Below are 12,026 nucleotides of genomic sequence, written 5' to 3'. Positions count from 1 at the left end.
CGCAGCGGTAGTTCAGTCGGTTAGAATACCGGCCTGTCACGCCGGGGGTCGCGGGTTCGAGTCCCGTCCGCTGCGCCATATCTGCCCCGAGGCCCACTGAACGCCTTGGAGCTACGAAGAAGCCATTAGCTGCTTCGAGTCGATAGCAAAGACCCTGGTCGAAAGACCGGGGTTTTTTGTTTCTGAAATTTGATTTTTCCCTTCCTGTATTTTTCCTCTCAGCCCTTTCTGCTTGCCTGTTCTCGGGCAGGGCGAATCTTGTTCTCGTCTTCCGTCGATACCCTCAATGCACTGCGCCAAAAAGTCGCATTTTTTTGATTTTCTGGTCAGTTTTTGGTTTTCCGCAGGGTCGTAAGTCTATAAACTTAACCTTTCGGTCAGCTTTGCACTGTCATTACAGCCCTTTGCCACGTCCAGAAGGGCTTCTGCAAGACTCGAGATTTCCAGTACATAATCAGAAGGGCGGACCCCATGACCGCCCAGAGGATGATCCATGTCCAACCGTGATATATCCCGGCGCTCGTTCCTTCAGGGCGGGCTGGTAGCGGGTGTGAGCGTGACGCTCACGCCATTGAGCAGCCAGGCGCTGGCCGCCTTGATGGAAAACAGCGTGACCGTGCCGTCCGAGCAGTGGCTCGGCAACAATGGCAAGGCGCGCGCCCGTAACGATGCCTTGTCCAAGGTCTGCGGCAGCAAAGTCTTTGCCCGCGACATCCGAGCCAAGGACATGCCGGGCTGGCCGCAGCAACAAGGCCACGCCATGTTGCTCAAAACCATCAAGGCCGACCACATCTTTGCAGGCATCGATCTGTCATGGCTCGGTGCCGAGTTGCAGCCGGACCGCATCGTTACCGCCGAAGACCTGGTCAAGGACGGTATCGTGTTCCCTGAGGAACACGCTCCGGATCCACTGCTGCCGGCCGGCAAGGTGCCGATGTTTATCGGGCACCCCGTGGCGATCCTGATCTGGAACGATTTCGAGCGTTTCCGTCAGGCCAAGAACAAGCTCAAGTTCAATGACAAGGCAATCCGCTACGGCGACAAAGTGCCGTTCTACGAAGGCGATCCGTACGGCAGCTTCCGTTACGTGCGCGTTGGCGGGGCGACCTCGGCGGACGAAGACGAGTTCGCCAGCCTCAAGGACTCGATCCTGTTCCCGATGCTGAAAAACCGTCGTCCGGTGTGGAACTCCCAGCCGAACCTGCATGGCAACCTGACCGAGCGCGGGTTGTTCTACGCCGAGCGCATGAAGCAGCAGATCGATGCGCCGCCGGACAACTGGCTGGTGTTCGATGAGCGCTACAAGACCCCGTCGATCGAACCGGCCGCCATGGAACCGGACAACGGCAACGGCTGGTACGACCCGGCCACCAAGACCCTGCATTTCGTCGTCGCCACCCAATGCCCGCTGGAAGCAGCGACCGAAACCGCGAAAATGATCGCGCCGTCGCGTTTCGGCCTGGCCAACCTGAACATGCACCCGGGCTATACCGTCGGTTACGGCTCCAAAGACCACAACATCTTCGTCTACTACGCAGCGCTGGCGGCGTTGTACGGCGCCGGTGTGCCGGTGCGCCTGGCCAACGACCGCTATGAGCAGTTCCAGAGCGGCATCAAGCGTCACCCGTTCGACATTCGCTATCAATTGGCGGTGGACAAGAACGACTACAGCTTCAAGATCTTCCGCGCTGAAATGAGCGTCGACGGTGGCGGGCGCATCAACTACAGCCCTTCGGTGGCTGCAGTGGGCGCCACGGCAGCACAGTCGATCTACTACATGCCGCAGAACGATCTGCAGGTCACCGCTTACCATTCCCGCGCGGTAGAAGCCGGGTCGATGCGTGGCTACGGCACCCTGCAGAGCATGGCGTCGACCGAAATGATGGTCGACGAAATCGCCGATCGCCTCGGCGTCGATGCCATTGAGCTGCGCCGCAAGAATGCACTGCGCTCGGGTATGAAAAACACCCAGGGTGCAATCCCGGCCGGTGCGTTGCGCCTGCACGAGATTCTCGACAAGGCGGCCGTCCACGACACCTGGAAAAACCGCGACGCGATCAAGCAGCAGCGCGAAGCCGCCGATCCGGACAACTGGTATGGGGTGGGCTTCGCCATCTGCCAGAAAGACTTCGGTACCGGTTCGGAAGCACCGATGGCCAGCATCGAATTCACCGCTGAAGGGCGCATCAACTTGCGTCACATCGGCATCGAGATCGGCACCGGCATGTCCACTTCACAAGCGATGGTAGTGGCCGACTTCCTCGGTCTGCCTGCGCACGAAGTGAAGACCGGCGAAACCGACTGGAAGGAAATGCAGCTGATCACCGGCGGCAACCCTTACATCATGAGCCAGGCCGAGCAGGACAACTTCCTGCGTAACCCGCGTTGGGTCGGCAAAATCGCTTCGGCGTCGTCGGCGACCAACTCCGCCTACTACTTCAGCCACGCCACCCGTGAAGCGGCGCGCGTGCTGTTCAACCACGGCCTGTGGCCGGCGGCGCTGGAGATCTGGCGACAAGGCCCTTATGGCGGTCAGGCCAACCCATACGTGGTGCGTCGCGAAGACGCCCATTGGGTCGACGGCAAGCTCACCGCCAACGGCATGGAACCGTTGCCGTTTGCGATGCTGGCCAAGCGTGCCCACGAGCGCGGGCTGGTGACTGGCGCGACCGTGCATGGCTTCAACCGCTGGAGCTGGGCCGAGGCTGAATTCAGCATCGACGGCGTGCGTGAGCGTCTGCCGCTCGACGGGCTGGCGGTCAAGTATGGCGACGGTGCGCCAAAGGCCAAGCAGGCGCAGATGAACAGCGCCGGTTTCCATTTGCTGGATCGGCAGAACATCGCCTACCCGGCGACCCAGTTGAACAACGCGGCAGTGACTTACTACAGCCCGGTCGCGACGCTGGTGGAAGTGAAGGTCAACAAAGGTACGGCAGAAGTGTCGGTGCTCAATCATCACTCGTGGGTCGAGTGCGGTCGGGTGCTGGTGGAAGAACTGGTCAAGGGCCAGCTCGAGGGCGGTATCGCCATGGGCATCGGCCATGCGTTGATGGAAGAGATGCCGCTGTATGAGGGCGGGCCGGGGGAGGGTGACTGGAACTTCAACCGTTACCGCCTGCCAATGGCGCGTCACGTTGCGGTGTGGAAACAGACCGCGGACATCCTGCCGCCACTGTCGCCGAGCGACCCGTCCAAGGGCATCGCCGAGGTGGTGATGATCCCGGTGGTCGGTGCCATCGGCAACGCCGTGGCCCATGCCATCGGTAAACGTGTCCGCGACCTGCCTATCACTTCTGCACGCATCAAGGAGGCCCTCAATGGCTAACCGTCCGCTTCAACTGACCCTCAACGGTCAATCCGTCGGCCCAGTGGACATCCCTGATGACCTGCCGATGATCGACTACCTGCACGAGTACAAGAACCTCACCGGTTCGCGCCTGGGTTGCGGCCAGGGCATCTGCCACGCTTGCGTGGTGATCGTCGACAACCCGGATGGCACCAGCGAAGAAGTGCGCACCTGCATCACCGGTGCGCACTTCTTCGCTGGCAAGAAGGTTCGGACCATCGAAGGCCATGCGACCCGCGACGAGCAGGGCAAGGTCACCGAGCTGAACCCGATCCAGCAGCGCTTCGTCGATGAATTCGCCTTCCAGTGCAGCTACTGCGCGCCGGGCTTCGTGAATGCCGCGACCGTGCTGGTGGAAAAGCTGCAGCGTCAGCCCATCGTCAAAAGCCAGCTGGAAGAAGTCATCGAGGACAGCCTCGGTCATCACATCTGCCGTTGCACCGGATATGTGCGCTACTACAGCGCCACACGCAACGTGCTGACCGATCTCGGCCTGGTCAAGGAGGGTTAAGGATGAAACTTCTACTTAGCCGCCTGGCGTTGGCGGTCGGCCTGGCTGCGCCTGCATTGCTGGCCCACGCCGATGATGCGCAGGTCAAGCAAGGCCAATACCTCGCCCGCGCCGCCGATTGCATGGCGTGCCACACCGCACCGGGTGGCGCGCCCTTTGCCGGCGGCCTGCCGATCGTTTCGCCGTTCGGCACGATCTACGGCACCAACATCACCCCGAGCAAAGAGCACGGCATCGGCCTGTACAGCGATGACGAGTTCTTTGCCGCGCTGACCGAAGGCAAGCGCCGCGATGGCGCCAACCTGTATCCGGCGATGCCGTACACCTCGTATCACCTGATGCCTCGTGCCGACTCGGACGCGATCCATGCCTACCTGAAAACCGTCGAGCCGATCGAGCGTGCAGCGCCGGTCACCAGCCTGAGCTTCCCGTTCAACGTGCGCCTGGGCCTGATGGGCTGGAACATGATGTACGGCAAGGATGTGAAGCTGGAGCCTGCCGAGGGCAAGAGCGAAGCCTGGAAGCGCGGCCAGTACATGGTCGACGTGCTGGGTCACTGTGGCGAATGCCATACGCCGCGCGGCTTGCCGGGTGCCATGCAGCAGGACAAGCGCATGACCGGTGGCCTTCTCAATGGTTATCTGGCGCCAAGCCTGCTGGCCACTGACCTGGCGGCTCGTGGCTGGAATCATCAGGACCTGAGCTCGTTCCTCAAGCACGGCATGAGCGCCCAGGGCACGATGTTCAACGAGATGTTCCCGGTGTTCCACAACAGCACCCAGGGCCTCAACGATCCGGATCTGGCGGCGATGGCGACTTTCCTGCTCGGCGATCAGCCACCAGCGGCGAAAGTGCTCACCGAAGTGCCATTGGACAAGCTGAGCCCAAGTGCCCAGCGCGGCCGTCAGGAATATTTGAACGTCTGCGCCGGATGCCATGCGCCTGGCGGCGAGGGTAAACCACACATCGCCGTGGCCATGCGCGGCAACACCACGTTGCGCCTGGAAGATCCGCGTAACCTGGTGCGGGTGATCGATGACGGTATCGGTGAGCAAAAATTCTCCGGTTTCGAACGCATGCAGCCGATGCCAGGGTTCGCCGAGAAATTGAGCGCCGAGCAACTCACGGATCTGTTGAACTACCTGCGCCAGGGCTGGGGCGGTCAGCCGAATGATCTGGCGGTGAATGACGTGCAGAAGTTGCGGGCCGATGCGCCGCCGCTCGAGCACAAGGCGCATTGATATGCAGCATCTCGATCTGCAAGTCGTGCGCCGGGCGCTGGAGTGGTCGGCGACCGGTCAGCGCATCTGGCTGTGTACGGTGCTGGCCACCTATGGCTCGGCACCGCGCGCACCGGGCTCGCTGCTGGCGGTGAACACTGATGGGCACTGGATTGGCTCGCTGTCGGGTGGCTGTGTCGAGGAAGACTTTCTCGAGCGAGTCGCCGAGGGCGCGTTCCTGGAGTCGGTCAGCGTTGTTCGTTACGGTGAAGGCGACGATCCACGTTCCCGCGTCAGCCTGCCGTGCGGCGGGGTGCTGGACGTGCTGGTCGAGAAGCTTGACGCCGATTGCGAGGTGCAGGCGCACCTGCGCGAACTGGAGTCGGCACTGTTGGGTCGACGCCGGTTGATCCGCGAAGTTGATTTGATCAGCGGTGCGCGCAGTCTGTTCGATGATCGTGAGCAGGGTGTGCGTATCGAGCGTGAAATCGATCGGGTGCGTGTGCGTGTCGGCGCCGCCCAGCGCTTGCTGCTGGCCGGGTATTCCAGTGTCGCTCAGGCCTGTGCCGAGTTTGCCGTGGGCCTGGGGTTCGAGGTGATTCTGTGTGACCCGCGAGACGAAGTGCTGGAGGGCGTCGTACTGGAAAACGTGGAGATTCGCCGCCAACTGCCGTCGGTGTTCATTGCCGATGGTGGCTGCCACAGCGATACGGCGGTGGTGGCCTTGACCCACGATCCGCGCATCGATGACCTGGCGATGATGGAGGCGGTGCGCACCGAGGCGTTCTATATCGGCGTGATGGGCTCCATGCAGACCTCGCAGAAGCGCTTCGAGCGGTTGCGGCGCATTGGTGGGCTCGGAGACGTCGAGTTGGGGCGGATTCATGCGCCAATTGGGCTGAACCTGGGCAGCAAGACGCCAGCGGAGATTGCCCTGGCGGTGCTGGCGGACATCCTGCGGATTCGCAGCGGTATCGCGCGGGACCGGTTGTAAAACATCGCTGAACAAAAAAGGGCCACCATGTGCGTGACCCACACTGTAGGAGCGAGCTTGCTCGCGATGGTCATTAACGATAACGCGTGTTTACTGGCTAAACGCAGCGCTCTTGAGTCCATCGCGAGCAAGCTCGCTCCTACAGTGTGGGTCACGCGCATTGCGGCCCTTTTTGCATCTATCGGTCACACGCCGAGCTTGTCCCGCAATCCATAGTACCAGGCACCCAGCGCCGCGAACGGGGTGCGCAGCATTTGTCCGCCAGGGAACGGGTAGTGGGGCAGGTCGGCAAACGCGTCAAAACGCTCGGCCTGGCCGCGCAGGGCTTCGGCCAGGACCTTGCCCGCCAGGTGCGTGTAGGTCACGCCATGGCCGCTGCAGCCCTGGGAATAGTAAATGTTGTCGCCCAGGCGTCCGACCTGAGGCAGGCGCGACAGGGTCAGCAGGAAGTTGCCCGTCCACGCGTAATCGATCTTCACGTCCTTGAGTTGCGGGAACGCCTTGAGCATCTTCGGTCGAATGATCGCTTCGATGTTCGCCGGATCCCGCGCGCCGTATACCACGCCGCCACCGAAAATCAGGCGCTTGTCGCCGCTGAGACGGTAGTAGTCGAGCAAGTAGTTGCAGTCCTCGACACAGTAGTCCTGAGGCAGCAAGGCCTTCGCCAGCTCTTCGCCCAGTGGCTCGGTGGTAATCACTTGAGTGCCACAAGGCATCGACTTGGCGGCCAGTTCCGGCACCAGATTGCCCAGATAAGCGTTGCCGGCGACGATGATGAACCTGGCCCTGACCTTGCCTTGCGGCGTGTGCACGACCGGGGTGGCGCCGCGCTCGATGCGTATGGCCGGCGACTGCTCATAAATCGTCCCGCCCAGAGATTCCACCGCTGCGGCCTCTCCCAGCGCCAGGTTAAGCGGATGGATATGGCCGCCACTCATGTCGAGCATGCCGCCGACGTATTGATCGCAAGCCACTACTTCGCGAATACGGCGTTGATCCATCAGCTCGAGCTGGGTATGCCCGAATCGTTCCCACAGGCGCTTCTGGGATTCGAGATGACCCATCTGCCTGGCAGTCATGGCGGCGAACACGCCACCGTCCTTCAAGTCGCACTGAATGTTGTATCTGGCGACGCGCTCACGAATGATCCGGCCACCTTCAAAGGCCATCTGCCCCAGCAACTGAGCTTGCTTGGGGCCGACCGTGCGCTCGATGACATCGATATCGCGGCTGTAGCTGTTGACGATCTGGCCGCCATTACGCCCGGACGCCCCGAAACCCACCTTGGCGGCCTCGAGCACCGTGACCTTGAAGCCGCTCTCCAGCAGGAACAGGGCAGAGGACAGCCCCGTATAACCGGCGCCAATTACACAGACATCGGTCTCGACGTCATCCTGCAACGCCGGGCGCGGCGGAACCGCATTGGCCGATGCGGCGTAGTAGGACTCTGGGTAGGGGGTGTTCGCCATCCTGCAGCCTCTGTTTAATATATTTTACGAGTGCGTTGATCCTACCCGAGTTGAAAATCGGCCGCCAGCCACCCGGAAAATCTTCTTTGTACCCGTGAAATTAAATATTTTGCATATTCATAGGGTTAGCTCGAAAAAAGGTGTTGACACCCCTCCGGAATTCCGTAGAATGCCGCCTCACAGCAGGCACGTAGCTCAGTTGGTTAGAGCACCACCTTGACATGGTGGGGGTCGTTGGTTCGAGTCCAATCGCGCCTACCAAACAAAATCCGCTCTGCTGGGCGGTCTGGAAGGGCTCACCGAAAGGTGGGCCCTTTTTTGTTGTCATTTGGAAAAGCGTTGGAATCGATTTGGAAAGACGAACCACTTTTCAAGGTTTCAAATCAGTCTTCACCTTCCTGTAAGCCACCTCATCATCACTGTGTCCAGGCTGATAATGCTCGGTGCCCCATCAGACCCTGAATGTATTCCTGCTCAAAACCTTGCTGCTCATACAGCTGGGCACCGAGCGCGCGGATTTCATGGAAAGTAAGGCGCTCACCGGCCGGCAACTCATCGTAGGCCTTCGAGTCGTCCTGCGCCTGGACAAGCGACTTGGTCGGGTGGTCCGGTGTCACTGCGTTCCAGTGTAGCTTGGCGTCCATCCGGGTGCGTTTGCACATCTTCGGCGAGTAGTGGGTAGACCTTCGGCGACTTCACGCACTCCAGCGCCACCTTCCGCAGCGCCTGGTCCATGACAAGCTCCAGGTGCACTGGCTTCCCATGGTTCTGTGTCTTCCCGGGACCTTGCCTGCCGTTCACCGGCAGACTCAATGTTAATTTTGTTCAGGATTGTGTTCGGGACACTTGGCGCTGCGCTGGGTAAAGTCATGACCGCTCGCCCGGCCTGGTGTGTTTCAGATGGATTACTGAATGGCCAGCAACTGGTCAGGGTGGGCACCAATTCAGACAGGATGAAGGCGCCTGGCTAAGCAATTCAGCTAGCGTTTAATCGTTTGCCTCGCCAGCTGCGTCAAACGCAGCTCCCCTCCTGAAGTGGCTGGCGGGGCGAACCCTTGCCGCCATGGCCCCTTGTAGCAGTACACGTAGGTGAGCCAGGCCGGGGCGATCATTGCGCCATATGCCCCTGAGATATCGGGCTCAATCAGGATGTATTACCTGGGTGAGGCAGTAACCACGATTTCTTACTGGCCGAAAGAGGTTATCGCCCTTGGTAACTTTCTTGAACTTTGCTTGTAGCCTGCTTAGGCACATGCGCAATCCTTTATAGTTGCCAGGGTCCTTGTTTAACCTTACAAGGATTTCTTCGTTACTTACAACGCGTTCAGTTCCACTTGCTAATAAGTCCAGTACTATGCATTCCGTGGGAGTCAGGTTGATAGTCGTTTCATCGCCAATCAGCAAGCATTCTGGTTTGTTGAACGACCAGGGTTGCAGGTTCGCCATGAGTGATTCGAGGGAGTTGTTTTTTTCAACAGGGCTTGGCAAGTCGAAGGCGGGTGTTGGTGTTTTTTTATCTACGATCATTGTGATGGCGTTGTCTCTTTGCATCCGTTGGCTCATGGACCTGCTCGCACACATCGCTCCGGGCAGGAGCGATATTCGGAAGGTGTTGAGGCGGGTGGTGGCGCAGATCAAAGCGCGGGTACTTTGTGGCTGACTCGATAATTTCGCTGATGATACGTTTCATCTTTAGTAAAATCTTTAAAAAGCCGCGAACGTACGTTTGTTTTGGTTAGGGGGATTGGCTGCGCAGTGCGTCTGGATGGGGGGTTCGGTAACCAGGGCTGTGACATGGAAAAGTCACTCCATCATCTTGATGGGTTCTTCGTTTCGGGTCGCCTTGACAGGGTAGGGGGCGTTAGTTCGAGCCCAATCGCGCCTGCCAAACAAAATCCGCACTGCTGGACGGTGTGAAGGGGAATCCGAAAGGGTTCCCCTTTTTTCTTTGCCTTGTCTCGTCCTGAATAAGGTTTAAACCTTCTGACCCACTCTCAGGTGGACGCCATTAACGATAGCCACTCTTGTTTTATTTCCTCGTGTTTAATGTTTTTCAGGCGCCAAATATTTGAACTTTTACAGTTGTTCGAAAAGCGATTGACCTTAGTGCGATTTATTCATACGCGTCATTGCGATCTCAGCCATAAGTATGAAAACGTCGAACTAGAACAAGTGGCGAGGAGTACTGCAACCCGATAAAAGTCAAAATACTGACAACAAAAAACAGTCACATTCTCCCTATTAAGTCGGTGATATATCATGATCAAGATCATGGCCTACTTTTTAATTGGAGCTGTAACTGCAGGATGCAACGGCATCGTTAAACCCGACTTTTCGGGGCCTACTAATGATTCATATTTTTCAGTCTATTCGGGCTTCCCTGTGCCGTATCTATACATGGCCTCGGCCGTGCAATGGAACGAGGACTACGCCGTAACCACGCGCCACACTCCGTTCATCCCCAACGTGAAGTACAGTTGCAGCACAGGCTGCGATCTCGTCTTCATCCAGCACAAGGCCAACGGCCATTACCCATCATGGCGCGCACCGCGTGTGGGCGAGAGCATAACTGCCGCTGGGGCGAGTCCTTACCTCATGACCGCTGCCGGGAAAGGCAAGGTGTACCAAACGCCATTCATCAATGCCGATGAACACAGCGGTGATCTCTATGCCATTCATGATGCCCCGCTGGTCAAGGGCATGTCGGGTGGGCCGGTTCTTGCCAGCGACGGCTGTATTGTCGGCATCAATGTCGGCTTCTACTCAACCACACTGAACGATGTGAGCGATCACCCCGGCGTAAAGGGGGCTGAGAGGCTCAGCATCTTTATTCCTTACTCGATCATTCAGCGCGAGTGGGGGATGTTGCAGGCAAAACTCAACGATCCACACGGCGCGAAGTACGTGGTGAAGTAACTTTCAGCGGTCAAACAATGAGTCGTGTCTGACAAACAAGATCCGCTCTGCTGGGCGGCCTGGCTCACGCAGAGCCGCGCCCAAGGTGATCTTCAGGTGGAAAGGGTTGCCGTAGCCCTGGGTCTTCCCGGGGGATACCGTCAGCGTGTTCTTTTCCATATTGATCCGGTCAGAGGCAGCTGCTTTGCGGGTGCCTTATGTTTGGTTCAGTCCAATAGGTGAGGGTGGCTCAGGCACCGACCTCCGTAACCGGATTCGACGAGGTGTAGTGGCACTTTGATTGCTTGTGAGCTATTTATTTCTATGGCCGGCATGGAGCCGGGTCAAGGAGATGAAATGGTCACCGATCGTGAAATTGCACTTGAGCAAGCGCTTGTAGCAATTTTTGGAGCGGCCGTCGCCAGCGGGCTTGATGTAAAAAGCCTGATGGACAACGCGGCTGCCGGCTTGCTTGGAAATGCCTCATACCGCTGGGTTGGACATCCGCATGTGTCAAATGCCCTTCAAGTGATGATTGATGCTTACACGCAGGCATTGGACACCATGCCCCCGCAGTAGCTGAAGGTTCAGGTTTCGATACCTGTCATGGCGAACTTTTCTGAAGCGACAGGTGGAGATACCAGGTTTTGGTGTGCGGCTATGCTTTGAGCACTATGTTCAAGAAATGGATTTCACCATGAGCAGCGTAAGAAAACCGACACAGCGAGAAATCTCCGATGCCCTGGAACTTAGCGAAAGCGAGGTCGCGTTGTACGTTGCAGAGGTAGAGGAAAAGGTCGATGGGTCAGGGCACTGGATCTTTTTCAGTGTATCAACGCCTAACGACATACTGTTCTGGCTCAGGGTCGGTAACAACCTGATGCTTGAAACTGATGCCATAAACCTCCTCTGGACAAAACAATCACCGAGTATCGCTCGGTAGGTCTTCGGGATCGCGCAGCTTGTCGCTGTGCCGGGTGCCTGACATCATCTTCCGTTCACCGCTGATGCCCGGGGCAATCTCCTGCTCCTTTCTGCCGACATGCCGCAGTTTCCCGTATTCGCTTGCCTGCATGAGGCGCGGCAACTTGAGCGTAATTTGGGTCAGTACTTTTGCCATGATGATGCTCTGTGTTGCGTGGCGACAGAGCGTGGCTTTCAGGGTGATTTCGTACGAAAAAGTGTCTGACAAGTGGCATCTTTTCGGGAATTGAGACCCCGGAAATGGCGTACCAATTTTTTTCCCCTCCATTGTTCTCGTCGAAACTTGAACAGAAAGGAGGCCGCAATGATGATGCGTAGAAGTTCCAGGTTTTGGCACTGGGCGGATTGCGAATTGCACTGTCGGTCGCACGACGAGGTGTTTTGGGACGGCAATGTCATTGATGTTCAGACCAGGGTTTCCAGCAAGGGACAAACGCAACTGTTCATTGGCATTTACGACAAAAGCGGGTGGCCCGTTTTTGAAGAGACACACGATAATTTGCCAAACGATACGATGACCACCGCGCTTGAATGGGGAGTAGGTCGTGCACGAGCCATTGCCGCTAGCCTCATTGTGATTGGTGCCCACGTTTTGGCTAATCGTTCT

10 protein-coding genes and 2 tRNA genes are annotated in these 12,026 nt (G+C 58.2%); 8 read left to right on the top strand and 4 right to left on the bottom strand.

What is annotated here, in order from left to right; genetic code table 11:
- Window position 1: 1 nt before the first annotated feature.
- From ACCD00_RS04530 to ACCD00_RS04510, 5 genes are all read left to right on the top strand, one after another.
- Window positions 2-78: transfer RNA gene (locus ACCD00_RS04530), tRNA-Asp, on the top strand.
- Window positions 79-493: 415 nt separating this feature from the next.
- Window positions 494-3,325 (top strand): xanthine dehydrogenase family protein molybdopterin-binding subunit, encoded by a 2,832-nt coding sequence (locus ACCD00_RS04525; protein WP_413422257.1) that lies wholly within the window; start codon window positions 494-496, stop codon window positions 3,323-3,325.
- Window positions 3,318-3,857 (top strand): (2Fe-2S)-binding protein, encoded by a 540-nt coding sequence (locus ACCD00_RS04520; RefSeq protein ID WP_413422255.1) that lies wholly within the window; start codon window positions 3,318-3,320, stop codon window positions 3,855-3,857. The genes ACCD00_RS04525 and ACCD00_RS04520 overlap by 8 nt, the downstream gene beginning before the upstream one ends.
- Before the next feature lie 2 nt (window positions 3,858-3,859).
- Complete coding sequence (locus ACCD00_RS04515) at window positions 3,860-5,098, top strand: c-type cytochrome (RefSeq protein WP_413422253.1); 1,239 nt, start codon at window positions 3,860-3,862, stop codon at window positions 5,096-5,098.
- A gap of 1 nt (window position 5,099) precedes the next feature.
- Entirely contained in the window at window positions 5,100-6,071 is a 972-nt protein-coding gene (locus ACCD00_RS04510; protein ID WP_413422251.1) for an XdhC family protein, read from the top strand.
- A 185-nt stretch (window positions 6,072-6,256) separates the two neighbouring features.
- Here the strand turns inward: ACCD00_RS04510 and ACCD00_RS04505 are convergent, their stop codons facing one another.
- A complete protein-coding gene (locus ACCD00_RS04505) occupies window positions 6,257-7,540 on the bottom strand; it encodes an NAD(P)/FAD-dependent oxidoreductase (RefSeq protein WP_413422249.1) in 1,284 nt (427 codons plus the stop codon).
- Between the two features lie 184 nt (window positions 7,541-7,724).
- Between ACCD00_RS04505 and ACCD00_RS04500 the strand changes: the two genes are divergently transcribed.
- A tRNA-Val gene (locus ACCD00_RS04500) sits at window positions 7,725-7,801 on the top strand.
- A gap of 155 nt (window positions 7,802-7,956) precedes the next feature.
- Here the strand turns inward: ACCD00_RS04500 and ACCD00_RS04495 are convergent.
- A complete protein-coding gene (locus ACCD00_RS04495) occupies window positions 7,957-8,184 on the bottom strand; it encodes a hypothetical protein (protein ID WP_413422247.1) in 228 nt (75 codons plus the stop codon).
- Window positions 8,185-8,680: 496 nt separating this feature from the next.
- A complete protein-coding gene (locus ACCD00_RS04490; RefSeq protein ID WP_413422245.1) occupies window positions 8,681-9,103 on the bottom strand; it encodes a winged helix-turn-helix domain-containing protein in 423 nt (140 codons plus the stop codon).
- Window positions 9,104-9,799: 696 nt separating this feature from the next.
- On the opposite strand from ACCD00_RS04490, the gene ACCD00_RS04485 reads away from it, so the two are divergent.
- Entirely contained in the window at window positions 9,800-10,456 is a 657-nt protein-coding gene (locus ACCD00_RS04485; RefSeq protein ID WP_413422243.1) for a serine protease, read from the top strand.
- A 336-nt stretch (window positions 10,457-10,792) separates the two neighbouring features.
- Window positions 10,793-11,014, top strand: a complete 222-nt coding sequence (locus tag ACCD00_RS04480; RefSeq protein ID WP_413422241.1) for a hypothetical protein — start codon at window positions 10,793-10,795, stop codon at window positions 11,012-11,014.
- A 343-nt stretch (window positions 11,015-11,357) separates the two neighbouring features.
- On the opposite strand, the gene ACCD00_RS04475 is transcribed toward ACCD00_RS04480, so the two are convergent.
- Window positions 11,358-12,008, bottom strand: coding sequence for a hypothetical protein (locus ACCD00_RS04475; protein ID WP_413422239.1), 651 nt, complete (start codon window positions 12,006-12,008; stop codon window positions 11,358-11,360).
- Window positions 12,009-12,026 lie beyond the last annotated feature (18 nt).

It is taken from the genome of Pseudomonas sp. Pseusp3, from assembly GCF_047304225.1.
GTDB lineage: Bacteria > Pseudomonadota > Gammaproteobacteria > Pseudomonadales > Pseudomonadaceae > Aquipseudomonas > Aquipseudomonas fluorescens_CD.
Note: the sequence above shows the minus strand (reverse complement) of the source record. Positions and strands in the feature narration are given on the sequence as shown.

Coding starts and splice junctions, on each gene's coding strand:
- ACCD00_RS04525 (WP_413422257.1), top strand. CDS start 494: ATGTCCAACCGTGATATATCCCGGCGCTCGTTCCTTCAGGGCGGGCTG.
- ACCD00_RS04520 (WP_413422255.1), top strand. CDS start 3,318: ATGGCTAACCGTCCGCTTCAACTGACCCTCAACGGTCAATCCGTCGGC.
- ACCD00_RS04515 (WP_413422253.1), top strand. CDS start 3,860: ATGAAACTTCTACTTAGCCGCCTGGCGTTGGCGGTCGGCCTGGCTGCG.
- ACCD00_RS04490 (WP_413422245.1), bottom strand. CDS start 9,103: ATGAGCCAACGGATGCAAAGAGACAACGCCATCACAATGATCGTAGAT.
- ACCD00_RS04480 (WP_413422241.1), top strand. CDS start 10,793: ATGGTCACCGATCGTGAAATTGCACTTGAGCAAGCGCTTGTAGCAATT.
- ACCD00_RS04495 (WP_413422247.1), bottom strand. CDS start 8,184: ATGGACGCCAAGCTACACTGGAACGCAGTGACACCGGACCACCCGACC.
- ACCD00_RS04485 (WP_413422243.1), top strand. CDS start 9,800: ATGATCAAGATCATGGCCTACTTTTTAATTGGAGCTGTAACTGCAGGA.
- ACCD00_RS04510 (WP_413422251.1), top strand. CDS start 5,100: ATGCAGCATCTCGATCTGCAAGTCGTGCGCCGGGCGCTGGAGTGGTCG.
- ACCD00_RS04505 (WP_413422249.1), bottom strand. CDS start 7,540: ATGGCGAACACCCCCTACCCAGAGTCCTACTACGCCGCATCGGCCAAT.